The sequence below is a fragment of the Pseudarthrobacter sp. NIBRBAC000502771 genome, from assembly GCF_006517215.1.
In the GTDB taxonomy this organism is placed as follows: Bacteria; Actinomycetota; Actinomycetes; order Actinomycetales; family Micrococcaceae; genus Arthrobacter; species Arthrobacter niigatensis.
The window spans coordinates 318,261-342,186 of sequence record NZ_CP041187.1 but is presented as its reverse complement, the minus strand read 5'-3'; the positions used below and the strand labels follow the sequence as shown (position 1 = coordinate 342,186).

Annotated in this window: 20 protein-coding genes, 1 tRNA gene and 1 riboswitch; of the genes, 14 read left to right on the top strand and 7 right to left on the bottom strand. The window is 67.3% G+C overall.

The genetic code is table 11. The features are described from left to right. Positions 1-2: 2 nt before the first annotated feature. The 6 genes from NIBR502771_RS01500 to NIBR502771_RS01475 all read left to right on the top strand — a co-directional run bounded on the left by NIBR502771_RS01500 (position 3) and on the right by NIBR502771_RS01475 (position 8,115). Complete coding sequence (locus NIBR502771_RS01500; RefSeq protein ID WP_141158151.1) at positions 3-908, top strand: sugar phosphate isomerase/epimerase; 906 nt, start codon at positions 3-5, stop codon at positions 906-908. A 3-nt stretch (positions 909-911) separates the two neighbouring features. Continuing rightward, positions 912-2,315 (top strand): glucuronate isomerase, encoded by a 1,404-nt coding sequence (gene uxaC, locus NIBR502771_RS01495; protein ID WP_141158150.1) that lies wholly within the window; start codon positions 912-914, stop codon positions 2,313-2,315. Then, a complete protein-coding gene (locus NIBR502771_RS01490) occupies positions 2,312-3,724 on the top strand; it encodes a mannitol dehydrogenase family protein (RefSeq protein WP_141158149.1) in 1,413 nt (470 codons plus the stop codon). The genes uxaC and NIBR502771_RS01490 overlap by 4 nt, the downstream gene beginning before the upstream one ends. A 36-nt stretch (positions 3,725-3,760) precedes the next feature. Continuing rightward, the gene (gene manD / locus NIBR502771_RS01485; RefSeq protein ID WP_141158148.1) at positions 3,761-4,990 is read left to right on the top strand and encodes a D-mannonate dehydratase ManD; all 1,230 of its coding nucleotides are present in this window, start codon (positions 3,761-3,763) and stop codon (positions 4,988-4,990) included. Between the two features lie 31 nt (positions 4,991-5,021). Further along, positions 5,022-7,301, top strand: coding sequence for a gluconokinase, GntK/IdnK-type (locus NIBR502771_RS01480; protein WP_141158147.1), 2,280 nt, complete (start codon positions 5,022-5,024; stop codon positions 7,299-7,301). Positions 7,302-7,377: 76 nt separating this feature from the next. Further along, the gene (locus NIBR502771_RS01475) at positions 7,378-8,115 is read left to right on the top strand and encodes a hypothetical protein (protein WP_141158146.1); all 738 of its coding nucleotides are present in this window, start codon (positions 7,378-7,380) and stop codon (positions 8,113-8,115) included. Positions 8,116-8,128: 13 nt separating this feature from the next. Here NIBR502771_RS01475 and NIBR502771_RS01470 read toward each other — a convergent pair whose 3' ends face one another. Next, positions 8,129-8,479, bottom strand: coding sequence for an STAS/SEC14 domain-containing protein (locus NIBR502771_RS01470; protein ID WP_141158145.1), 351 nt, complete (start codon positions 8,477-8,479; stop codon positions 8,129-8,131). A 377-nt stretch (positions 8,480-8,856) separates the two neighbouring features. Here NIBR502771_RS01470 and NIBR502771_RS01460 point away from each other — a divergent pair, with 377 nt between their 5' ends. Continuing rightward, the gene (locus tag NIBR502771_RS01460) at positions 8,857-9,891 is read left to right on the top strand and encodes a zinc-dependent alcohol dehydrogenase family protein (protein WP_141158144.1); all 1,035 of its coding nucleotides are present in this window, start codon (positions 8,857-8,859) and stop codon (positions 9,889-9,891) included. 115 nt (positions 9,892-10,006) lie between these two features. Here the strand turns inward: NIBR502771_RS01460 and NIBR502771_RS01455 are convergent. Next, positions 10,007-10,096: transfer RNA gene (locus tag NIBR502771_RS01455), tRNA-Ser, on the bottom strand. Between the two features lie 111 nt (positions 10,097-10,207). Between NIBR502771_RS01455 and NIBR502771_RS01450 the strand changes: the two genes are divergently transcribed. The 4 genes from NIBR502771_RS01450 (at position 10,208) to NIBR502771_RS01435 (ending at position 14,379) form a co-directional block, all read left to right on the top strand. Then, positions 10,208-11,797: an HNH endonuclease signature motif containing protein gene (locus tag NIBR502771_RS01450; RefSeq protein WP_141158143.1), complete on the top strand. Its 1,590-nt coding sequence runs from the start codon at positions 10,208-10,210 to the stop codon at positions 11,795-11,797. A 69-nt stretch (positions 11,798-11,866) separates the two neighbouring features. Beyond that, a complete protein-coding gene (locus NIBR502771_RS01445; RefSeq protein ID WP_141158142.1) occupies positions 11,867-12,895 on the top strand; it encodes a zinc-binding alcohol dehydrogenase in 1,029 nt (342 codons plus the stop codon). Positions 12,896-12,898: 3 nt separating this feature from the next. After that, positions 12,899-13,294 carry a 6-carboxytetrahydropterin synthase gene (locus NIBR502771_RS01440; protein ID WP_141158141.1) on the top strand — a complete coding sequence of 132 codons (396 nt, stop codon included), beginning with the start codon at positions 12,899-12,901 and terminating at the stop codon, positions 13,292-13,294. Beyond that, a complete protein-coding gene (locus tag NIBR502771_RS01435; RefSeq protein WP_246839776.1) occupies positions 13,261-14,379 on the top strand; it encodes a glycosyltransferase family 4 protein in 1,119 nt (372 codons plus the stop codon). The genes NIBR502771_RS01440 and NIBR502771_RS01435 overlap by 34 nt, the downstream gene beginning before the upstream one ends. Positions 14,380-14,423: 44 nt before the next feature. Here the strand turns inward: NIBR502771_RS01435 and NIBR502771_RS01430 are convergent, their stop codons facing one another. Further along, positions 14,424-14,939, bottom strand: coding sequence for a nucleoside deaminase (locus tag NIBR502771_RS01430; RefSeq protein ID WP_141158140.1), 516 nt, complete (start codon positions 14,937-14,939; stop codon positions 14,424-14,426). A gap of 55 nt (positions 14,940-14,994) precedes the next feature. Here NIBR502771_RS01430 and NIBR502771_RS01425 point away from each other — a divergent pair, with 55 nt between their 5' ends. From NIBR502771_RS01425 to NIBR502771_RS01415, 3 genes are all read left to right on the top strand, one after another. Beyond that, positions 14,995-15,819: a phosphatase PAP2 family protein gene (locus NIBR502771_RS01425; RefSeq protein WP_246839775.1), complete on the top strand. Its 825-nt coding sequence runs from the start codon at positions 14,995-14,997 to the stop codon at positions 15,817-15,819. A gap of 12 nt (positions 15,820-15,831) precedes the next feature. Next, on the top strand, positions 15,832-16,467 hold the full coding sequence (upp, locus tag NIBR502771_RS01420; RefSeq protein WP_141158139.1) for a uracil phosphoribosyltransferase: 636 nt from the start codon (positions 15,832-15,834) through the stop codon (positions 16,465-16,467). A gap of 102 nt (positions 16,468-16,569) precedes the next feature. Then, complete coding sequence (locus NIBR502771_RS01415) at positions 16,570-16,974, top strand: VOC family protein (protein ID WP_141158138.1); 405 nt, start codon at positions 16,570-16,572, stop codon at positions 16,972-16,974. Between the two features lie 175 nt (positions 16,975-17,149). Here the strand turns inward: NIBR502771_RS01415 and NIBR502771_RS01410 are convergent, their stop codons facing one another. The 4 genes from NIBR502771_RS01410 to NIBR502771_RS01395 form a co-directional block, all read right to left on the bottom strand. Continuing rightward, positions 17,150-17,875: a hypothetical protein gene (locus NIBR502771_RS01410; protein ID WP_141158137.1), complete on the bottom strand. Its 726-nt coding sequence runs from the start codon at positions 17,873-17,875 to the stop codon at positions 17,150-17,152. Between the two features lie 5 nt (positions 17,876-17,880). Beyond that, positions 17,881-18,044: riboswitch (cyclic di-AMP (ydaO/yuaA leader) on the bottom strand. 199 nt (positions 18,045-18,243) lie between these two features. Next, positions 18,244-20,397: a glycosyltransferase family 39 protein gene (locus NIBR502771_RS01405; RefSeq protein WP_141158136.1), complete on the bottom strand. Its 2,154-nt coding sequence runs from the start codon at positions 20,395-20,397 to the stop codon at positions 18,244-18,246. Positions 20,398-20,403: 6 nt separating this feature from the next. After that, entirely contained in the window at positions 20,404-22,497 is a 2,094-nt protein-coding gene (locus NIBR502771_RS01400) for a glycosyltransferase family 39 protein (RefSeq protein WP_141158135.1), read from the bottom strand. Next, positions 22,494-23,888 (bottom strand): bifunctional glycosyltransferase family 2/GtrA family protein, encoded by a 1,395-nt coding sequence (locus NIBR502771_RS01395; RefSeq protein ID WP_246839774.1) that lies wholly within the window; start codon positions 23,886-23,888, stop codon positions 22,494-22,496. The genes NIBR502771_RS01400 and NIBR502771_RS01395 overlap by 4 nt, the downstream gene beginning before the upstream one ends. Between the last annotated feature and the right edge of the window lie 38 nt (positions 23,889-23,926).

Here is a 23,926-nt window from a genome sequence, read left to right as displayed (position 1 = left end):
CCATGAAGTTTTCAGTATTTACCGCATCAACACCCGAGTGGACCCCCGAGGATGCCGTCCAGCAGCTGGCCGGCCAGGGCTGGGACGGCGTCGAATGGCGCATCACGGACCAGGGCGACGCCCCCGAGCCCGGCTTCTGGGCCGGGAACAAAGCCACCGTGCCGCTGGCCGGAATGGAAGACCACCTGGACCGGATCGCCGCCATTACCAGCGACGCCGGCCTGGAGTTCTCCGGCATCGGCGGGTACGCGCGGTGCGACAACCACCGTGATGTGGACCGCATGCTCGCCGCAACCGCCAAGCTCGGAGCCGGCCAGGTGCGGGTGACCACGCCGCCGCTCGGGACCGCAGCCTGGGGTAACGAACCGGCCAGCGGCACCCCGTACCCGGAACTCTTCGCCGCTGCCCGCCGCGATTTCGAATGGATTGCTGAGCGGGCGGCGCACCACGGGGTGAAGGCGCTCGTGGAGCTGCACCACCGCACCATCACCGCATCGGCATCATCGGCGCTGCGGCTCCTGGACGGCCTGGACCCCCGGCACGTCGGCGTCATCCATGACCTGGGCAACCTGCTGATCGAAGGGCAGGAGGACTACCTCCCCGCCTTCGAACTCCTGGGCGACTACCTGGCGCACGTACACGTGAAGAACGCGGTGTGGGTGGACAGCGGCGAGACCGACGAATCAGGGGCAGCCATTTTCAGGAACGAGTGGGCGCCCCTGCGCGCGGGCCAGGGCAGCGTCCTGCAGTACTTCAAGGCGCTCGCCGCCTTCGGGTACGACGGCTGGGTGACCGTTGAGGACTTTTCCACTGAGCTGCCGCTGGCCGAACGAACCGCCGGGAACCTCGAGTACCTCCGCGCCACGGCCGCCCTGGCTGGGCTCAATGTCGCAGCCGGGAGGCGTTGAGCCATGGCGCAGACCATAGCGGACCACCCGGACCGGCTCCTGCCCGCCGATCCCGGGGTCCGGGACATTGCCCGCGCGCTCTTCTCCCGGGTGGAAGGGCTCCCCATCATCTCCCCGCACGGGCACGTCGACGCCGCGGTCATCGAACAAAACACCCCGTTCCCGGACCCGGCCGCACTCCTGGTCACTCCGGACCACTACGTCACCCGCCTGATCCACGCCGGCGGGGTGACCATGGACCAGCTGGGCCTGGGCAACCAGCCGGCAGACTCGCGGCAGGTGTGGCGGCACTTCTGTGAAGCATGGCCCGCCTTCGAGGGAACCGCCTCCGGGTACTGGATCCGCCAGGAGTTCGCCCACGTCTTCGGCCTGGCCGAGGAACCGTCCGGCCAGAACGCGGACCAACTCTACGATGCCCTGCAAGCCAAATTGTCCGAGCCCGGTTTCCGGCCACGGGAACTGTTCAAGGAATTCAACATCGAGGTGCTCGCCACCACGGATGATCCACTGGACTCACTGGACAGCCACGCCGCCCTGCAGGCGGACCCCGCCTTTGCAGGCCGCGTGCTGCCCACCTTCCGGCCGGACCAGTACCTGAACATGGCACATCCGGCCTGGCAGGAGAACGTGGAACGCCTTCTCGGCGCTGCGGGGGAGGGTGCCACCGGCTACGCCGGGTACATCAAGGCACTTGAGTCGCGGCGGCGGCACTTCGTGGAGCGCGGCGCCGTCTCCGCCGACCACGGCGTCTTCACCCCTGCCACCCTGAAACTGGACGACGGCGAGGCGGAGCGGCTTTTCGAGCGGGGCCGGGCCGGCCAGGCCAGTACTGCGGACCGGGACGCCTTCGAAGCGCACATGATCTACCAAATGGCCCGGATGTCGGTGGAGGACGGCCTGGTGATGACCATCCACCCGGGCTCGTTCCGCAACCACCACGCACCCACATTCGAGGCTTTTGGCGCCGACACCGGCCATGACATTCCGGTGGCGGTCAATTACACGGAGGCGGTGCGGCCGCTGCTGCAGGACTTCGGGACCGCCAAGGACTTCCACCTGGTGCTGTTCACCCTTGACGAGACCGTCTTCTCCCGTGAACTCGCGCCGCTGGCCGGATTCTACCCATCGGTGTACCTCGGTGCGCCGTGGTGGTTCCTGGATGCCCCGGATGCGATGCTGCGGTTCCGCTCGGCGGTGACGGAGACGGCTGGCTTCTCGCGGTCCTCCGGGTTCATCGATGACACCCGCGCCTTCTGCTCCATTCCGGCCCGGCATGACACCGCCCGGCGAATCGAGGCGTCCTTCCTGGCCAGGCTGGTTGCTGAACACCGGGTCACCGAGGAACGGGCGCATGAACTGATCGTGGACATCGTGGACGCGTCACCCCGGCGGGTGTTCAAGCTGTGAACGCCGCGCCGCCGGCACTCAACCGCAGCCTGAAGCCGCTGCCCAAGCCTCCGGTGCGCATCGTGCACCTTGGGCTGGGGGCGTTCCACCGCTCCCACCAGGCTTGGTATACCCAGCACGCCCCGGACGCGGCGGAGTGGGGGATCGCGGCGTTCACGGGCCGCCGCCCCGACGCCGCGGCAGCGCTGTCCAGCCAGGACTGCCTCTACACGCTGGTGGAACGGTCGGCCGGCGGGGACAGCTTCGAAGTCATCGGCAGCATTGTGGAAGCGGTGGACGGCGCCAACACCGCACGGCTCTGCGAGCTTGTCGCGGCGAAGGAGACGGCGGTGGTCACGCTGACCATCACCGAGGCGGCCTACGGGCTGGCCGCGGATGGAACGTTCGACGCCGGCGCTCCAGGCGCGGCGGATGACCTCCGGGCGCTGTCGGCAGCAGCGTCCGGGGAGGCCGGAGTGCCCGGCACGCCGCTGGGGCGCCTGGTGTTGGCCCTTGCCAGGCGCCGGGACAGCGGCTCAGGACCCATCGCCGTCGTCAGCTGCGACAACCTGTCCGCAAACGGTGAAGTCGCCCGCCGGGCCGTCCTGGGACTGGCCTCCGGATGGGGTTCCGGGCTGGCCGGGTGGATCGAGGCGAACGTCAGCTTTGTCAGCACGTCCGTGGACAGGATTACGCCGCGGACCACCGAGGCGGACATCGCAGAGGTGGAAGAGCAATGCGGTTACAGCGACAATTCGCCGGTGGTGGCTGAACCTTTCCGGAACTGGGTACTCAGCGGGGACTTCCCGGCCGGGCGTCCCCGCTGGGAGGAGGCCGGCGCCGTCGTGGTCCGTGACATCGAGCCCTATGAGAACCGGAAGCTGTGGCTCCTCAACGGCTCGCATTCCATCCTTGCCTACGCTGGACAGCTCCGCGGGCATGCCACCGTGGCGGACGCCCTGGCGGACCCCCTCTGCCGGAAAGCGGTGGAGGACTTCTGGGACGAGGCAGCCCACCACCTGCGGGGGGAAGGGCTGGACATCCCGACGTACCGCCGGGCCCTGCTGGAACGCTTCGGAAACGCGCGCATCGCCCACCGGCTCGCACAGATCGCGGCCGATGCCACCACCAAGCTGCGCATGCGCGCGGTACCCGTGATGGCGGCGGAACGGGCCGACGGCCGCAGTGGCGCAGGCAGCGCTTTGATGCTTGCCGCCTGGATTGACTACGTCACCGCGGGAAACGACTTCCAGGATCCGCTCGCCGCCGAAATCCAGGTTGCTGTGGCACTTGACGGAACCAATCGGGTGCAGGGTTTGCTTCGCCTCGTCAGCGCTGCCCTCGCAGAGGACCCTGACGTCGTCGCCCTTGTTTCCCGGCTGCTCGGATCCTTCGCAACGACCCCGGCCGCCACCCCTGCAAGTATCTGAAACCCGCTTTTACTTCCGGAAGGAACAGTTAGTCCCATGAAAATCATTGCCGCCGATGTGTTCGTTACCAGCCCCACCCGAAACTTCGTGACCCTCCGGATCACCACGGACGACGGCGTGACGGGCATCGGCGACGCCACCCTGAACGGCCGCGAGCTCGCCGTCGCCGCCTACCTGAAGGAGCACGTCGCGCAGCTGCTCATCGGCAAGGACCCGCACCGGATCGAGGACACCTGGCAGTTCCTGTACCGGAGCGCCTACTGGCGCCGTGGCCCGGTCACCATGGCGGCCATCGCCGCCGTGGACATGGCGCTTTGGGATATCAAGGGCAAGGTTGCCGGGCTTCCCGTGTACCAGCTGCTGGGCGGGGCGTCCCGGAACGGGCTGCGCGCCTATGGCCACGCGTCCGGTTCGGACATCGAGTCGCTGTTCGATTCCGTACGGGAACACCTGGAACTCGGCTACAAATCCATCCGGATCCAGACCGCCATCCCGGGGATCAAAGCCGTCTACGGCGTGGCTGCCCAAGCGCAGGCGTCGGGGGAACGGTATGACTACGAGCCCGCCGGCAGGGGAGCGTTCCCGCAGGAAGAGGACTGGGACACCCGCGCCTACCTGCGGCACCTGCCCACGGTCTTCGAGGCTGTCCGTAACGAGTTCGGCCCCGAGATCCCGCTGCTGCATGACGGACACCACCGGATGACGCCCATCCAGGCCGCGAAACTGGGCAAGGCACTGGAGCCCTACGACCTGTTCTGGCTTGAGGACTGCACCCCGGCGGAGAACCAGGAAGGCCTGCGCCTGGTCCGCCAGCACACCACCACACCGCTGGCGATCGGTGAAATCTTCAACACCGTCTGGGACTACCAGACGCTGATCAAGGAACAGCTGATCGACTACGTCCGGGCCGCGTCCACGCACTTCGGCGGGATCAGCCCCCTGAAAAAGGTCATGGACTTCGCCGCGCAGTACCAGATCAAGTCCGGCTTCCACGGACCCACCGACATCTCCCCGGTGGGGTTCGCGGCGCAGCTGCACGTGGGCCTGGCGATCCACAACTACGGCATCCAGGAATACATGCAGCACTCGGACAAGACCAACGAAGTCTTCGAGCAGTCCATGACCTTCACTGACGGCTACCTGCACCCCGGCGACAAGCCCGGCATCGGCGTCGAATTCAACGAGGAAGCCGCCGCCGCCTATCCCTACCAGCAGGCGTACCTGCCCTACAACCGCCTGGTCGACGGCACGGTGCATGACTGGTGAGGCTGGCCGCGACTGGTAAGGAAAGCACCCGATGAGCAAGATCCGAATCATCGTCATGGGCGTCTCCGGCAGCGGCAAGACCACCATCGGCGATCTCGTGGCCCGCGAACTGGGCATCCCGTTCCTGGACGGCGATTCCCTGCATCCTGTGGAAAATGTCGCCAAGATGGCTGCCGGCACGCCCCTGACGGACGAGGACCGGTGGCCCTGGCTCGCAACCGTGGGTGCCGAGCTTGCCAAGGCAGGCGACGGCGGACTGGTCCTCGCCTGTTCGGCCCTTCGCCGCAGCTACCGCGACGCCATCAGGGAACAGGCTCCGGACACCATTTTCCTGCACCTGAATGGCAGCAAAGAGGTCTTGAAGGCCCGGACGGAAGGCCGCACCGGACACTTCATGCCTCCCGCGCTGCTGGACTCACAGCTGGCCACCCTGGAACCGCTGCAGGAGGATGAACGCGGGGTCGTTGTGGACATCGCCGCGCCGGTTCCGGACGTGGTGGCCCAGGCACTCAAGGGGATCTCCGCCGTCGTACCTTCACCCAAGGGAACCCATGGCACTGCTTCCCTGCAGTTCGACGTCGACCTTGCCGCCGCGCCGTTCAATCTCGACGCCGACGCCATCGCCTGGGTGGAGGCCACCCTGGGTGCCATGACGCTCGAGGAAAAGATCGGGCAGCTGTTCATCAACCACAACAACGATTACTCACCCGAGTACCTCGACGGCGTGCTGGACACGTACCACGTGGGCGGCATGCGGTACCGTCCGGGACCTTCCGCGGCCGTGCAGGAACACATCCGCTACGCCCAGACCAGGACCCGGATTCCGCTGCTGATCGCGTCCAACCCGGAGATGGGCGGAGCCGGCAGCTGCGACGACGGCACTTTCGTCTCGACGCACCTCCAGGCCGGCTCGCACCCGGACAAGAATATTGCCCGGCAAATGGGGCAGGTGGCCGGGGTGGAGACCGCGGCGTTGGGCTGTAACTGGGCTTTCGCGCCGATCGTGGACATCCACTACAACTGGCGGAACACCGTCATTTCCACGCGTTCTTTCGGCAATACCCCGGAAATCGTGGTGGAACGCGCCAAAGAATACTTCGACGGCATCAGCGAATCACCCACGGCCTGCGCCATGAAGCACTTCCCGGGCGACGGAATCGACGAGCGCGACCAGCACGTGGTCACCTCCTACAACACCCTCCCCTATGAGGAATGGGACCGGACCTACGGGCACGTGTACCGGGAAATGATCGCGCACGGAGTGCAGTCCATCATGGTGGGCCACATCGGGGCGCCGGAGGTTTCCCGGCGTTTCCGGCCGGAACTGTCCGATACGGAGATCCTGCCGGCCACGCTCTCACCCGAACTGCTGCAGGACCTGCTGCGCGGGGAACTAGGCTTCAACGGGCTGGTCCTCACGGATGCCTCGCAGATGGTGGGCCTCACGCAGGCGAAGAAACGCAGGGACCTGGTGCCTGCCACGATCGCCGCCGGCTGCGACATGTTCCTCTTCTTCCGGAACCCGGCCGAGGACTTCCAGTACATGCTGGACGGCTACAAGTCGGGCGTCATCACCGAGCAGCGGCTGCACGACGCCCTGCGGCGCATACTCGGCCTGAAGGCGTCGCTGGGCCTGCACCTCAAGCCTGTTGACCAGCTGGTGCCGCCGGCCGGGGCGCTTGCCGTCATTGGATCTGCTGCGCACCGTTCGGTGGCTGCGGAGATCGCGGACAAGACCGTGACCCTGGTCAAGGACACCGCGGGAAACCTGCCCATCACTCCGCAGACCCATCCCAGGATCCGCCTGTACGGAATCTCAGGCGGGTCCGATTTCACCCGCGCCGACCCGCTGGCCTACCTGGAGGTGGTCAAGGAGGAACTCGAGGTTGCCGGATTCGAGGTGTCCTTGTTCCGGACGGCTGAACAGCGCGAAGCGGCGGGGGAGACCGGGGTGAACTTCATGTCCATCATCTCCGAAGAGGCTACGGGGGATTACGCGGAGAAGTACGATGCTGCTTTTGTCTTTGCCAACGTCAAGGGCTTCGCGCAGGAGGCAGCCATCCGGATCAAGTGGTCATCGCCAATGGCGGCGGAAATTCCCTGGTACGTCACGGAGGTGCCCACCGTGTTCGTCTCCCTCAATCAGCCGAACCACCTGATCGACGTACCCATGGTCAAGACAGCCATCCACGCGCACGCCGGGACACGGGAAGCGATCCGGGCTGCCGTGGAGAAGATCCAGGGGAGGTCCGAGTTCCACGGGACGTTCAACGAGAACGTGTTCTGCGGGTCCTTCGACACCCGGCTGTAGGGGCTTTGGACTCTGGGGGCCTCGGGGTGTCGGTTTGTAGCCTCGAGGCATCCCTGGAACCAAGAGGAGGAGTGCCATGGGCGGCACAGTGGCGGGTCTCGGTGTCCGTTCCGGTCCACAATCCGGGCCTGGCCCCCAGCGACGCCGGCTTCGCGGTTTCCTTGCGGCCGCCGTCGCGACCGGTCTGTCCACGCATGGTCTCTTGCCGCGGGTCCTGCGGACATGGGGTGCCACCGGGCCTGAAAAGACTGCGCCGCTTCCGGGCGACGAACTGATTCCCGACGCCGACGACGTCTGGACCATGGCGGTTACCGTCGCCGCACGCCCTGGCCAGGTCTGGCCATGGCTCGTGCAGATGGGGGTGGACCGTGCGGGCCTGTACTCCTACACCTGGGTGGAGAACGGGTTGCTCCGCCTGGGCGTTAGCAATGCGGACCGGGTGCATCCCGAGTGGCAGGACCTGAAGGTGGGAGACATCATCGCCTTCACACCTGTTGGTTACCCGGGCGGGCGGCGCGGGCCGCGTGTAGTGGACCTGGCTCAGGACCGCCACCTCGTCCTGGATTCCAGCCCGGGTGCCCCGCCCGGAACAGTGACCGGTACGTGGCAGTTCGTGCTGCACGACGCCGGCCCTTCAGGTACCAGGCTGCTGCTTCGGACGCTGACGGGCCCCGGGCGGCCACTCGGTCTTCGCGTGACGGACTTCCTGCTCCGGCCCGGCTACCTTGTCATGGACCGTGCCATGCTGCTTGGCGTCAAAAAGCGCGCCGAGGGCGGGGCACTAAGGAATCCGTCCCCGTCGACACTGCTCTGACCTCAGCTGGCCCTCAAGGCTCAGCCTGCGTGGCCCTGCCTGGCATCCCGGTTGGGGCGGCCTGCTCCGATAGCCAATGCAATGCCTCGCTCCGGTCGGTGAAGTAGGCCGTGGGAGTCAGCGACCGCTGGGAAAACGCGGCCACCACTTTGCCCGTGGGTCCGTCCCCGACCAGGGCGACGGCGGAAAACCCGCGGTAGGCGTTCATGCCGGCCCTGGCCTCCGGCGTCAGCCCGGCAATTCCCGCGAGATCCACCAGAAGGGGCAGCATCAGGCCAACGCTGAGGCCTTCCAGGACCCGGGCAGCACGTACCGCAAGGTCGTACGTTATGTGGACGCCGGGGTTCCACTCCAACTGCAGCACGCCCCTATCGCAAGAGGCAGCAAAGTATTCGTTCATTCCCGTCCTGGATTCTCATTCAGCGCTTGTTTTCCAGACACCTGACTAGTTGGGCTTATTCTGCCTGATGGCTGCGACAATCGGTTGACCAGCGGTTATACCTGAGGTGTGTGCTGCACCGTCCGCTTCGCTGATGCGTAGTTTGGATCAGTGGACTTTTCTCTTGAAATCGCTGATGGTGTGGTCCTGCGTCCCGTCCGGGTCGGGGACGCGGGCGCACTGGCTGCGGCCTTCCGAGCCAACCGGTCCCACCTTGCACCCTGGGAGCCCGTCACATGGGAAGATGTCGGCCTGAGCCGCTCAAGCACGTGGGCGGCACGACGTCGATATGTGGAGGTCATGTGCGCGCGATTGTCTTGGATGAGATAGCTGGGCCGCTGGCCGTCCGGGAGGTTGGAGAACCTGAGGTGCCGGTGGGCGGCGTCGTCATCAGCGCCGTTGCCACGGGGCTTTGCCGCAGCGACTGGCATGCTTGGGCCGGTCACGACGACATAGCGCTGCCGCACGTCCCGGGACACGAGTTCGCCGGAGTCGTTGCCAGTGTCGGCCCGGGAGTGACGAAGTGGACGGCCGGCGACCGCGTCACCGCGCCATTCGTGGAAGGATGTGGCGCCTGCGAGTGGTGCCTCGCCGGCAACGCGCAGGTTTGCCCGCAGCAGCAACAGCCAGGCTTTACTCACTGGGGTTCCTTCGCCGAGCAGGTGGTAATCCACGCTGCCGACACCAACCTTGTGGCAGTTCCCGATGGGGTCAGCTTTGAGGCTGCCGCCAGCCTGGGCTGCCGGTTTGCCACCGCTTACCGGGCTCTGACCGGACGGGCCGGCCTCAACGCCGATGAATGGGTTACCGTCATCGGGGCAGGCGGCGTGGGGCTCAGCACCGTCATGATCGCCAAGGCCCTTGGCGGCAATGTGATCGCTGTTGACCGGAACCCGGCCGCCCTTGAGGTGGCTGCGCGCCTCGGCGCGGACCATGTCCTAACTGCAGCCGGTTCAGACATTCCAGCCCAGGTGCACGCACTCACGGGAGGGAGCCATGTCTCAGTCGACGCCGTCGGCAGCGAGCAGACGTGCGCCGACGCACTCCTGAGCCTGCGCCGCCGGGGCCGGCACGTCCAGATCGGGCTCCTGCCGCCGGTGGAAGGCCACCCCCGTGTGCCCATGGCGCGCGTGATCGCCTGGGAACTGGACGTCTTTGGAAGCCACGGGATGGCCGCCGCGGACTATCCCGGAATGCTCGCCTTGATTGAGTCCGGTGCACTTGAACCCCAGAAGTTGATCGAACGCGTCATTGGGATGGACGAAGCTGCCGAAATGCTGCCCCGGCTGGACACCGCGAAGCTCGCGGGCATGACGATGATCGATCCGACGCGCTGACGCGTTCGGCGCGGACCGGGCGGTAGTCCATGTCGCAGCGTCACCCGGAGCCCTTTTCCCCGGAATGAAGAAAGGCCCTGCTTCTCTTTTACAAGGGAAGCAGGGCCTTTCTACGTGGCGGTGACGGTGGGATTTGAACCCACGTTGGCTTTTACACCAAACAACATTTCGAGTGTTGCACCTTCGGCCGCTCGGACACGTCACCAACCTCAATAGGGTACCGGAGCAAGGCCTGCATCCCCAAAACGTGCGCACACCCAGCCAGTGCTCCGGCGCCCCGGTCTTGATTGTCGTACCCCCTTGTCATGATGGGTTTATGGGGCAATCGGCGGTGGTGAGGGCGTTTGGGGAGATCCGGGCTGCCTTGGCTGTGCTGAACGCCGAGGTCGATGGGTGCGGTGTGGAGCCGTTTTCTGCGGCTGATCCGTTGGCTGGTGTGGCGGCTGGGTGCCTGGACATTCTGGCCGGTGCCCGGGAGGTCGAGGCCGGGTTCGCTGCGTTGAAGGCCAGGGCTGCGGTGACGTATGCGGAGAGCGCCGACGTGGTTGCGGGGCCGGATGCGCCGGTGCGTGCGCAGGAGATGGCGGTCGCGGCGGAGATCGGGTGCGTGCTGGCCCTGGGGCCGCGGGCCGCGTCGTCGTTCCTGACGGCCTCGCACGCCGTTGTTGCCTCGTTGCCGCTGACCTTGTCGGCGTTGCAGGCCGGGGTGATTTCCTGGGGCCACGCGGTGGTGATGGCGGACGAGACGGCGTGCCTGGATGCTGCGGGGGCGGCGGCGTTGGAAGCCCATTTCCTGGACCCGGACGCCCCGGACCCGGCGCGGGGCTGCCCGGTGGGTGCGTTGCCGGCGCACCGGTTCAAGGCCAAGGCCCGGACCTGGCGGGAACGCCACCACGCCGAGAGCATCGAGACACGCCACGCCAAGGGGGTCGCGGAGCGGCGGGTGGAGTTCCGGGCGGACCAGGACGGGATGGCCTGGCTCTCCGCGTGCCTTCCCGCGGACCAGGCCCTGGCGGGGTGGAACCGGCTCACCGCGACCGCCCGTGGCCTGCAGGGCCCCGGCGAGGGCAGGACCCTGACCCAGCTCCGGGCCGACACCTTCGCCGACGCAATCCTCGGCAGCAGCACCGGCGCCAGCGACACCCGTGCAAGCGGCAGCGGCAGTTTGACCGAGGGCGCAAGCGGCAGCTCCAGCGACGGCGCGGGTGCGAGTGGAAGCTCCAGCGAACGTGAGGGTGCCGTCCGGGACCGTGTGCCGTCGCCGGTCCGGGCGCAGGTGCTGGTCACGGTTCCGGTGTTCTCGCTGCTCGGCCTGACGGACGAGCCGGCGGTACTGGACGGGTACGGGCCGATTCCGCCGTCCATGGCACGGGAACTTGTCGCAAACGGGGCGGGGTCGTTTTACCGGGTGTTGGTGGATCCGCGGGACGGGGCCCCGTTGGAGATCGGCCGGACGAGTTACCGGGTGACAGGTCCGATGCGGGCGTGGTTGCGGATGCGGGACGGGAAGTGTCCGTTTCCGGGGTGCAGCAACAACTCCCTGGACAACGATGCCGATCACATCCTCGCCTGGGCCAAGGGCGGCACCACCGGAATCAGCAACCTGGGACAACCCTGCCCGAAACACCACAAACTCCGACACACCACCGGTTGGAAACCCACCCCCGCAACCAAAAACGAACCACCCGGCTGGACCTCACCCACAGGCCGGCACTACGCCAGCGAACACCAAGACTGGGAACCACCACGATGGCCTCCGGGATGGTCCTCTGGATTTTTTAAAGGTGAAAGGTACCTGTCACGTGGGCAAAACATGACAGACGAAGAAATGGTGCCTAAAGAACTGCGCGTCGCCAGAGAGCGAAGCGTCCTCGAAGAAGCGCTCCTCAAGCACCTTGTCTCTTGACGCGATCAACCCGCCACGCGTCGTCGGACTTTCCCCGCCGACGCGCGTCCGGATAGATTCGTCAGCAAGATGACAAATTCACAGACTCCGATCCACGCCACCGCATACTGGACCACTGCAAAGGAGCATGGCGAGCTCAGGGCCGAGGACGTGCCCGCCCCGGGACCCGGTGAAGCGCTGGTCCGTGCCCTCTACTCCGGCATCAGCAAGGGCACCGAAATGGTGGTCCACGCCGGGGCAGTGCCGCCGCGGGTCGCGGAGGAAATGCGGGCCCCGCACCAGGAAGGCCAGTTTCCCGGGCCCGTGAAATTCGGCTACTTGTCGGTGGGAGTCGTGGAGGATGGGCCCGAAGGGTGGAAGGGCCAGCGTGTGTTTTGCCTGAACCCGCACCAGGACCTCTACGTTGTCCCGGTGGAGTCCCTGACCAGGATTCCCGACGACGTTCCCTCCCGGCGGGCAGTCCTCACGGGAACGGTGGAAACGGCGGTCAACGCCCTGTGGGAAGCCGGGCCAAGGCTGGGGGACAGGATCGCCGTCGTCGGTGCCGGGTTGGTGGGCGGAATGGTGGCCACGCTCCTGCGCACTTTCCCGCTGCAACGCCTGCAGCTTGTGGACCTGGACGCGGGGAGGAAGCAGCTCGCGGACGCCCTCGGGGTGGACTTCGCACACCCCGACGAAGCCCTGGCCGACTGCGACATCGTGTTCCACTGCTCAGCTTCGCAGGAGGGACTGGAACGCAGCCTGCAGCTGGTCGGCGATGAGGGTGACGTGATCGAAATGTCCTGGTACGCCAACCGGGAAGTCACTGTGCCTCTGGGGGAGGACTTCCACGCCCGGCGCCTGTCCATCAGGGCCAGCCAGGTTGGTGCCGTGGCACGCGCCCGGCGCCACCGCCGCACCAATGCCGACCGCCTGGACCTGGCAGTGTCGCTGCTCAAGGACCCCGTCTTCGACGCATTCCTGACAGGTTCGTCCCGGTTCGAAGACCTGCCCGGCGTCGTCCAAAGCCTGGCGGACGGCACCTTGGAAGCCTTGTGCCACGTCGTCGAATACCCCGCCACCAGCCCAGCTGCCCACGACTCCGAAACCTTGAGGTAACCCATGTTCAGCCTGACCGTCCGCCGCCACTTCATGATCGCCCACAGCCTTCCGCGTAAAGCGTTCGGACCTGCACAGGGACTCCATGGGGCCACTTTCGTGGCCGAGGTGACCTTCCGCCGCCGCGCCCTGAACGATGATGCGATCGTCCTGGATATCGGTGCCGCCGGAACCATCATCGAGGAAGTACTCGCCGACCTGAACTACAAAAACCTGGACGAGCATCCGGATTTCGACGGCAAGCTCAGCACCACGGAGGCGCTGGCCGAGTACATTGCCAATAAAGTCGCCACCCGGATCAAGGACAGCGACGACGGCCGCGAACTCGCAGGCCTCGACGTCACGCTGCGCGAGAATCCGGACGCGTGGGCCGCCTATTCCCTGGACTTCACCGCCTGACCGTGCGGCACATCCGGCTGCTGGTCCCCGGCAACATCCGCCACAGCTCGGGCGGCAACGTCTACAACGCGCGCCTGGTTGCCGGCCTCCAGGCCTTGGGTGCAGGGGTTGAGGTCATTGCCGTGGAGGGCACCTGGCCGGATGCCGGCGCACACGATCGACGCCGGTTGGGCGTCCTCCTCGGGGCGTGGGACCAGGAAACACATCCCGGGCTGCCTGTGGCGATCGTGGATGGACTGGTGGCCGTCGGCGCTCCGGACGAACTGGAATTCGCTGCGAAGGCCGGCCGGCAAACGTGGGTCCTGGTGCATATGCCTGTGCCGGAAGATGCAGGCGGCCGGGCCCTTGTACGTGAGGCCAGGGCTTTGCGCGCCGCAGCCGGCGTCATCTGCACCAGCACGTCTGCGGCAAACGAGCTCCGCAAACGGGGGCTCCCGCAAGCGCGGGTTGTCCTGCCCGGAGTTGTCCCAGCAGCCCAGGCCTGCGGTTCAACGCCCCCGCACCTGGCCCTGGTGGCCGCCTTGCTGCCCAACAAGGACCAGCTGCTGGCCGTGGAAGCACTCGCCCAAATCCAGGACCTGCCATGGACTGCGTCCCTGGTGGGATCCGACCGCGCCGACCAAGCCTACGCGCAGGAAATCCGGGGCGCCGTCCTCGCCCACGGATTGCAGGAACGGGTCCGGCTCACCGGCGAGCTGACCGGTGAAACACTGGAAAATGAATGGGCGAAGACCGACCTCAGCCTGTTGCTGTCCCGGGCGGAGGCATTCGGAATGGTGGTCACCGAGTCCCTGGCCCACGGCATCCCCGTCGTTGTCCGGGAAGGGACAGGGGCAGTGGAGGCCCTGGGCCTGACAGAATTAACAGCGGCCGACGGCGGCCCCCGCCTTCCCGGGGCAGTGCTGCGGCTGCCGGCCGGGGGACAGGAAAGTCCCGGACTGCTGGCAGGGTTCCTGCGGCGGTGGCTTGGGGACGCGGCTCTCCGCGAAAGCTGGCGCGCAGCAGCGCTGGAGGGGCGGATGAGGCTACCGGGCTGGAGCAGTACCGCCCGTGAAGTGCTGGCCCTGCTGGGGGCCCGGGACTGACAGCGGGACTGGAGACCGGGCCGACTGCGGACCAGGGCTGTGGACTAGGGCTGCTGGCTGATACTCCGGTGTCCCGCGAAAAACTCCCGCAACAGTAGGGCGCACTCTTCCTCGCGGACGCCCGGGTACACTTCAACCCAATGGTTGAGCCGCCGTTCGCGGAGGATGTCGAACACCGAACCTGCAGCGCCGGCCTTTTCGTCCCAGGCACCGAACACCACCCGCGGGATCCGGGCCAGGACGATCGCGCCGGCGCACATGGCGCAGGGTTCCAGCGTGACCACCAGCGTGCAATCAGACAACCGCCAGCCGTCGCCGCTGCCGCCGCCGAGCCTTGCCCGTTCCTGCAGTCGGGCCGCCGCTTCCCGGATGGCCACCACCTCGGCGTGGGCCGTGGGGTCGCCCAGTTCCTCCCGCTGGTTCCGGCCGGAACCCAGGACCCCGCCGTCGGGCCCCAGCACCACGGCGCCGATGGGAACATCCTCCGTGGCGAGTGCCCGGCGCGCTTCCGCCAACGCAAGGCCCATCCAGGCATGATGTTTCTTTTCGGGCAACGGCATGGCTCAATGATAGTTTCGGGGATACTCAGGTTACTTACCGACGCCGGGAGGCACCATGGACACTCTTCGGGATCGCCTAGGTCTTTGGTTCAAGCCCTATGCGGCGCTGGTCCTCACCATCCTCGTGGGCGGTGCGATCATCGTATCCCTGGCCTTGCTTGGCGCCGAGGTGTACGACAATGTGGTGGATTCCGCGGGCCTGGCCAACCTGGACAAGCCGGCCCTGGCCCTGTCGGAGAGCTTGCGCAGCCCCGGACTCGATGCGTTCGTTACCGGCTTCACCAATATCGGCGGCGGAATCGGAATGCCCATCCTCGCCAGCATCCTCACCGCCTGGCTGACCTTCCTCAGCCGGAACTGGCGGCCCCTCATCCTGGTTGGCGGCGCAGCGGCCGTCTCCATCATGGCCACGACGTTCGGCAAGAAACTGGTGGGCCGCACCCGCCCGGACCACGCGGACGCGGTGCCCCCATACGAGGATTCACCGTCATTCCCCAGTGGCCACACCCTGAATACCACCGTGGTGATCAGCCTGGTGGTGTACCTGATCTGCCTCCAGTTCCAGGCCACGGTGGTTCGCGTCTCGGCCATCACGGGCGGCACGCTGTTCATCATCGCCATGGGGCTGAGCCGCGTCTTCCTTGGCCACCACTGGCTGACCGATGTCATGGCCGGGTGGCTGCTCGGCCTGACGTGGGTGGGCGTGGTCATTCTGGCGCACAGGTTGTTCCACCTGGTCCGCAGGCGGGAGCACGCCGGTGCGGCGCCGTCGTTCGACCGTCCAATCGTCCGCGACGTGGTGGCCGAGGAAGCGCACCTTGGGGGCGACGGCGGCAGTGAGCACGCCCACGGAGGCCACAACAAGGACACCGCCGGATGATAGTTTTGGGGGATGCGTACTCTCGTTGTTGACCACCCCCTGGTCGCCCACAAGCTCACCGTCCTGCGGGACAAGAACACGCCGTCGCCTGTCTTCCGGCAGCTGACGGAAGAGCTGGTGACGCTGCTGGCCTACGAAGCCACGCGGGAGGTCCGCACCGAGCCCGTCACCATCGAAACGCCTGTCAGCACCACCATCGGTACGGCGTTCACCAAGCCCACACCGCTGGTGGTCCCCATCCTCCGGGCGGGCCTGGGCATGCTGGAGGGCATGACCAAACTGGTCCCCACCGCCGAGGTGGGCTTCCTGGGCATGGCCCGGGACGAGGAAACGCTGGACATCATCACCTACGCCGAGCGCCTCCCCGAGGACCTGACCGGCCGCCAGGTGTTCGTCCTGGACCCCATGCTGGCCACCGGCGGCACCCTGCGCGAGGCCATCAAGTTCCTGTTCAAGCGGGGCGCTTCGGACGTCACCTGCATCTGCCTGCTGGCGGCTCCGGAGGGCCTGGCCAAGCTGGAGGAGGAACTGGGCGACGCAAACGTGCACATCGTCCTGGCCTCCATCGATGAGAAGCTCAACGAGAAGTCCTACATCGTTCCCGGGCTGGGCGATGCCGGCGACCGCCTCTACGGCATCGCCGGGTAGCCACCTGCCTCCGGACGGGACCTGTCGGGGAGGGACTTCTTAGACGGCTTTCTTTTTGCGCTGGGCCTTTTCGGACCGGTGCCCCGCCGCTAGCCTGTGCGGATGGACTGGAAACTCGAACTTGTCTTTGTCCCTGTCTCCGACGTTGACCGCGCCAAGGACTTCTACGTCAACAAGGTGGGCTTCAACGCCGACTACGATGAGCGGCCCTCGGACGACCTCCGTTTCGTGCAGCTGACGCCGCCAGGTTCGGCCTGCTCCATCTGCATTGGCGAGGGGCTGACGGACGCACCTCCCGGCACCGGGTCAAACCTGCAACTGGTGGTCAGCGACATCACCGCGGCGCATGACTTCCTGAAAACCAACGGTGTGGACGTCAGTGACGTGGACGTCCAGGACTGGGGACACTTCGTGTACTTCGCCGATCCGGACGGCAACAAGTGGTCTGTCCAGTGCATACCGTGGCGGAACGCGGGGGCAGGCGCGGCGCCAAGCTCTGCACCTTAAACCAGTGAGGGCCGCATCCCCGGGGATGCGGCCCTCACTGCGCGGTAGTTCCCTGCCGGGCCCCACTCCAGGGCGAACGACGGCGGGGCCAGGGACGCGTCGTCGGGCGGCCGTCAATGCTGGAAAGGCTCAGCTGAAGGTGCCGCTTCGTCGCGCCGCGGCAGGGAAATGGTGCCTAGTACCAGTTGTGCGCCAGGTGGAAGTTCAGTGCACCGCAGGGGGACTGGTAGCTCTTCTTGATGTAATCCAGGCCCCAGTTGATCTGGGTGCGGTAGTTGGTGAGGTAGTCCGCACCTGAGCTGGCCATCTTCTCGGCGGGGAGGGACTGGACGATTCCGTACGCCCCGCTGCTGGGATTGGTAGCTGTGGTGGTCCAGTCGGATTCCTTGGTCCACAGGGTCTGCAGGCACTGCATCTGGTCAGGTCCCCAGCCGAATGTGGCCAGCTGGCCGGCGGCGTATGCCTGGGCTCCGGCGGGATCGTTGACTGCGACGGCGGGTGCAGGCTCGGGTGCAGGCTCGGGGGCCGGTGCGGGTGCCGGGGCAGGGGCCGGTGCGGGTGCCGGGGCAGGGGCCGGTGCGGGAGCCGCGGGCGCTGCTGCCGGAGCCGGTTCAGCCGCCTGCGGTGCAACGCTGATGGCTGCGGGAGCGGGGCTCTCCACCGGGTTGGAGCGGATTTCGCTCTTCTCGATGCTCATTTGGGCGTCGGCTGCTGCCGTGTTTGACTGGGTGGACGACGCCGGGGTCATGCTGCTGGTGGCCTGTCCGGCCGCGCCTACCCCCACCAGTACCGCGCACGATGCCGCAAGGACGGCGGCGCGCTGGCCCAGGGTGGTCTTCTTGGCCTGCGGTTTGGCCCTGTGTTTAGCCTGCAGGCATGATTCTGCCGTGTTTTTGGACATGATTGATCGCCTCTCACACCTGCGGAGTTAGCTGTCGGGTTCGGATGAGGGCATCCGGCCGTACGGAATGAAAATCACGTACTGGCTTAACCCCAAGGGCAGTCATTGCCCGGGACGGTGGGTCCCCCGCCTCTGCCGTTGCTCAATCGGAATCCGGGGAAGCGGCAGAGCTTGGCGTCAACCCGGGATATGCGGCCCGAACGGAAACCGCACCCAATCGACGGTACAGGAAGATTAAGCAGAAGTCACATTTAGGTAACGGAAGTCGCGGATTCCGCGCGTCGGTTTGCGGCCGCACGCGCTGAGGACCGGCTAAACGGAAGCAGTCCAGCCCGCCGGGGACTTCCGGTCCGGGCCGGACTGCCTCGCTACTGGCCTGCCAGGGCGTACACCGTGGTGCCACCGATGCTCTGCGACTGGAAGTTGGCGGCCACCCACTCAGCGATCTGCGTTGCTGCATCCGAGCCGCTGGTGGAGCGCATGGTCCCGCCCGCGATGAAGAAATGGATCTTTCCCTGGGACACCAGCTCCTGGAACTGCGCCAGCGTGGGGGAGGGATCGGTGCCGTTGAAGCCGCCCACCGCCATGACTGGAAGTTCGGTTGCCAGCTGGTAACCGGCGGCGTTGTTCGAACCCACCACGGCCGCGGCCCAGGTGTAGCTTGAGGCCCCCGCCCGGAGCGCGGTGACCAGCCCGGCCGACGGCGTGGGGGCACCCAAGAGGCCGCCCATCCCTCCGCTGCGGCCTCCGGCAAACCCTGTGCCGCCTTGGGTACCTGGCTGCCGGAAGCCCTGTCCCTGCGTGCCTTGTCCTCGAGTGCCTTGTCCCTGCGTGCCTTGGGCTGTGCTGCCTGTGCCACTGGGGCCGAATCCGTTCCCGTTGCCCCCAGTGCCGCCGGGGGCTCCGCCCGGGCCCGTACCGAACCCTGACGTGGGGCCTGCGCTGACGATTGCCCCGCTGTGCGCCGCCGATGCCGTGGAGACGGAGTAGGCCAGCGGCCCGGCGAGCGACGCAGCAACGGCCAGCACCGCCGTCGTCCGCTGGAGGGAGCGGCGGCCCAGGAACCGGTTGAGGCCCACTCCGGCGGAAGCGGCCAGCCCTGCCGCCAGCACCAGCCAGCGCAGCCACGGACCGTAGGCCGAGGTGGTGCCCAGCAGGGAGAACGCCGTCAGGGCTGCCGCTGCCACCGCCGCCGCGAGCGGGATTGCAGCGGCCAGCTGCTGCCTGTGCTGCCACAGGAGAACAGCGCCCAGGCCGGTAAGTGCCGCAATGCCCGGCGCCAGCGCCACCGCGTAGTAGGGGTGGATGATGCCGGCCATGAAGCTGAACACCAGGCCCGTCACCAGGACCCACGAGCCCCAGGCCACCACCGACGCACGCACCGGATCCGTCCGCGGCGCCCGTCGGCCCACCCACAGCAGGCCCGCCGCGAGGATCAGGGCGGAGGGCAGCAGCCACGCTATTTGGCCTCCGAACTCGCTGTTGAACATCCGGAACAGGCCGGGGACGCCCCAACCGTTGCCCCCGCCCACGCTGCCCGTTTCGTCGCCCGTCAGCCGCCCCAATCCGTTGTAGCCAAGGGTGAGTTCCAGGATGGAGTTGTCCTGCGACCCGCCAATGTAGGGCCGCATGCTGGCAGGTGTCAGCTCGACACCCGCGAGCCACCAGCCGGCGGAAACCACCATCGCCGCCCCTGCCGCGGCGAGCCGCAGGAGGCGCCGGCGCAGCCTGCCCGGCCCCGCAACCATGTAGGCCAGGGCGAACCCGGGAACCACCAGCAGGACCTGAAGTTGCTTGGCCAGGAAGCCGAAGCCCAGGAACACGCCGGCCAGCAGGAGCCAGCGCGGCCGGTCCTCCTGGATTGCACGGAGGATCCCATACCCGGCGGCAGTCATGAGCAGCACCAGCAGGGCGTCAGGGTTGTTGAACCGGAACATCAGCGTGGCAACCGGCGTGAGGGCGAGGACGGCAGCGCCCAGCAAGCCGGCCCGGTGGGCGACGGTGTCGTCACCCGTGGCCTGCACCGCGGCACGGCGCACCGCAAGGTGGAGCAGCCAGGCGGCCCCGACCCCCATCAGCGCTTGCGGGACCAGGATGCTCCACGGGTTCAATCCGAAGATCCGGACGGACAGTCCCATGATCCACAACGAGGCCGGCGGCTTGTCCACCGTGATGGAGTTGGCAGCGTCCGAGGAACCGAAGAACCAGGCAGTCCAGTCCTGCGATCCCGCCTGGGCCGCGGCGGAATAGAACGCGTTCGCCCAGCCTGATGCGCCGAGGTTCCACAGGTACAACACGGCCGTTCCGGCCAGTACTGCCGCCAGTTCCAGATGCCGCCGGAGGGCCTGGGGATTCCGCGGAGGCCGGACGGACTTTGTCCCGCTGTCCCCGGCGGACGTTGTTCCCCCGTCGTCGGCAGCCCGGGCCCTTACGGCCCGGGGTCCGGTTGCACGTGCCCCGGAGGGACGCCCAACGCCGGTCGCGGTGCTTGAGAACGGCGGGGTCGGGTAGTGACTGGCCATGGCGTGCTACTCCGCCAGGCGGTAGACGGTGGAGTTGCCCACGGTCTGCGCCTGGAAGTTCGCCTGTACCCAGGCGGCCACCTCGGAGTTGCCGCCGCGGCCGCCCATGCCGCCTCCGCCCATGCCGCCACCCTGGATGTAGTACCCGATCTCGCCCTTGGACACCATGTCCTGAAACTCGGCGAGCGTGGGGTACGGATCCCCGCCGTTCCAGCCGCCCAGCGCGATGACGTTGGTGTTGGTGGCCAGTTCCAGGCTGGCTGCCTGGCTGGCGCCCGAGACGATGGCGGACCATTTGGTGGTGGTGGAGGAGAGCAGCGCGGTCACGGCGGCGTCGGTGGTCCCTTCACCGCCGGGGCCACCGCCCGGACCACCATTTCCAGTAGTGGGGTCAAAGCCGTTCGCCGGGTCGAACCCGTTACTGCCGGAGGCTGCCCCGTCAGTTCCGGCGCCTGCGTCCGTGCGGTCGCCGCGGGCGCCAGCGGCCCGGTTCCCAAAGCCGCCTGCCGACGAACCCGCGGGCCCCGACGTCGGAATGGAGCCCGAGTGCGCGGAAGCGGCGGTGGCCAGGGTCCAGGCAGTTGTGCCGAGTCCGCCGGCCAGCAGGGACACGACGACGACGGCGGCCGTACCTGCACGCCGGAACCGTCCGCCCGCCCCCAGTGCGTCGAGGCGCAGGAGGATCCCGGCAGCTGCCAGGACGCCAAGGACGATCGCGGCGATGCGCAGCCAGGGGAGCCACTCGGCATCCCGGCCCAGGAGTACGGCGGACCAGATGGAGGTGCCCAGGACCGTCACGGCCAGCACAATCCGGGCCGTCCAGTAGGCACGGCCGCGCCAAAGTTCCACGGCGCCGATGCCGATCAGGGCGGCGATCGCCGGGGCGAGCGCCACGGAGTAGTAGGGGTGGACGATGCCGCTCATGAAGCTGAAGACTCCGGCGGTGACCAGGAGCCAACCGCCCCACAGGATGAGCGCTGCGCGGCCCGGTGAAGTGCGCACTTCACGCCGCGTGAACCACAGGCCTGCCACCAGCAGGACCAGCGCCGCGGGCAACAGCCACGACACCTCGCCGCCAAAGCTGGTCCCGAACATCCGGAGCAGGCCGGCGGCACCGCCGAATCCTCCGTTCCCTCCGCCGAAGCCGCGCCCTGGTCCGCCGGCTGCGCCTCCTGCGGCTCCGCCGGGCATCCCCTCACCCGAACCGGTGATGCGGGCCAGCCCGTTGTAGCCGAAAGTCAGTTCGAGGAAGCTGTTTGTAGTGGAACCGGCCATGTATGGCCGGGCAGAGGCGGGCGTCAGCTGGAACAAGGCAACGTAGCTGCCGGCCACCACAACGATGCCGCCGAGTGCGCCCAGCAGGTGCACCACCCGGCGTCCCACCGGGGCCGGTGCCGCCCACAGGTAAGCCAGCGCCAGCGCCGGTACCACCAGGAATCCCTGCAGCATTTTGGTGAGGAACGCCAGGCCAATCACCGCGCCCGCCGCCACCAGCCATTTCCAGCCCGCACGCTCGATGGCCCGGGTGGTGAAGTAAGCCGCCAGCACCAGGCACAAGGTGAGCATGGCGTCCGGGTTGTTGAACTTGAACATGAGCGCAGCCACGGGCGTCAGCGCCAGGGCCCCACCTGCCAGCAGGCCTGCCGCAGGCCCGGAAACCCTCTTGACCGCAAGGTAGAGGAAGCCGACGGCGGCCACGCCCATGAGCGCTTCGGGCACCAGCATGCTGAGGGACGAGAATCCGAAGATACGGCCCACGAGGGCCGGGATCCATAGCGCCGCGGGTGGTTTATCAACGGTGATGGCGTTGCCGGCGTCGAGCGAGCCGAAGAGGAAGGCGGTCCAGTCCTTGGTGCCGGCCTGGATGGCTGCGGCGTAAAACGAGTTTCCGTAGCCGCTTGCTGCGAGGTTCCACAGGTACAGGACGGCAGTGCCCAGCAGTAGCGCGGCTGCGGAAGGCCGCACCCAGCGTGCTTGGTTCCCGAAGGCGTAGCGCTGCCAGCGGGGCGTGGTCCCGCCGGATGCCCGCTGGAGGTCCGGGGCGGGGGAAGGGGCCGGCGTGCCGGCAGCGTGGCCGGTGGGAGAAATAGTGGAGGTCATGATGCTGCCGTTTCTGTGGAGGGGGCTTGGGTGCCGGCTTCGGTGTTTTCGACGGGCTGTTGTGCCGCAATGGAGGTGCCGCCCGTGTGCGTCCGCGGCGTCCGTTCCCGGAACACCCAGAGCCGGAACAGCAGGAACCGCACAGCCGTGGCCGCAAGGTTCGCCGCCACGACGGTGAGGACTTCCGCCCACCGGTCAGGCGTCGTCGTCCGGTGCACCAGGGCAAGCGCCCCGGAGGTGAGCACCAGGCCGATGCCGAACACGATCAGCCCCTCGAAATGGTGCCGGACCGGGTTGCCGCCCTGGATGCCGAACGTGAAGCGCCGGTTGGCTCCGGTGTTGGCCACGGCGGTGACCAGCAGCGCCAGGAAGTTTGCCAGCTGCGGATCCATGAAGCCCCGGCAGAACAGGAAGATCAGCAGGTAGGCAAGCGTTGAGGCGGCACCGATGGCGGCGAAACGGACCAGCTGGCCGAAGAGGCTGCCGCGGCGGGTCTGTTCGTCGGCCCGCGACGACGCGGGCAGCGGCCCCCGCGCCAGGGCTGCGCGCAGTTCCGGGACCGGGATCCGGCCGTAGACCAGGTCGCGGGTGAGCCGTGCCATCCCACGGATGTCGGCCAGCGCCGTGCGGACCACGTCAACGCTCGAATCCGGGTCGTCAATCCAGTCCACGGGGACTTCATGGACGCGCAGGCCGCAACGTTCTGCCAGGACCAGCAACTCGGTGTCGAAGAACCACGAGTTGTCCACCGTGTAGGGGAGGATCTGCTGGGCGACGTCGGCCCGGATGGCCTTGAACCCGCACTGGGCATCACTGAACCGGGCAGCCATCAGTGAATGGAGCATCAGGTTGTAGCCGCGCGAGATGAACTCCCGCTTTGGCCCGCGGACAACGCGGGAGTTGCGGGTCAGGCGGCTGCCGATTGCCAGGTCCGAGTGTCCGGAAATCAGGGGTGCCAGCAAGGGGGGCAGCGCTGCAAGGTCGGTGGAAAGGTCCACGTCCATGTAGGCCAGGACCGGGGATGGGGAAGCCAGCCACACTTTCCGCAGTGCATTCCCGCGGCCCTTCTCATCCAGGTGGACCACCGTGACCTCCGGGAACTCGCGGGCCAGCCGTTCGGCGATCTTCAGGGTTCCGTCCGTGCTGGCGTTGTCCGCCACGGTGATCCGGAAAGTGTGCGGGAAGGTATCCAGCAGGTGCCCGTGGAGCCTGCGGAGGCATTCCTCAAGGTCACGCTCCTCGTTGAAGACGGGGATGGTGACATCAAGGACGGGGACGGCGGTGCGCGTGTCAACGGGGGCGCGCCGTACGGCACGTCCCCCGGAAGGAAGGCCCGGCGGCGCTACCGCGGCGTCCTGCAGGGTTCCTGAAGTGGAGTCGGTGAGCGTCATGCATCAACAGTGGCGCCGCCTTATTTGTGGGCTTTAGG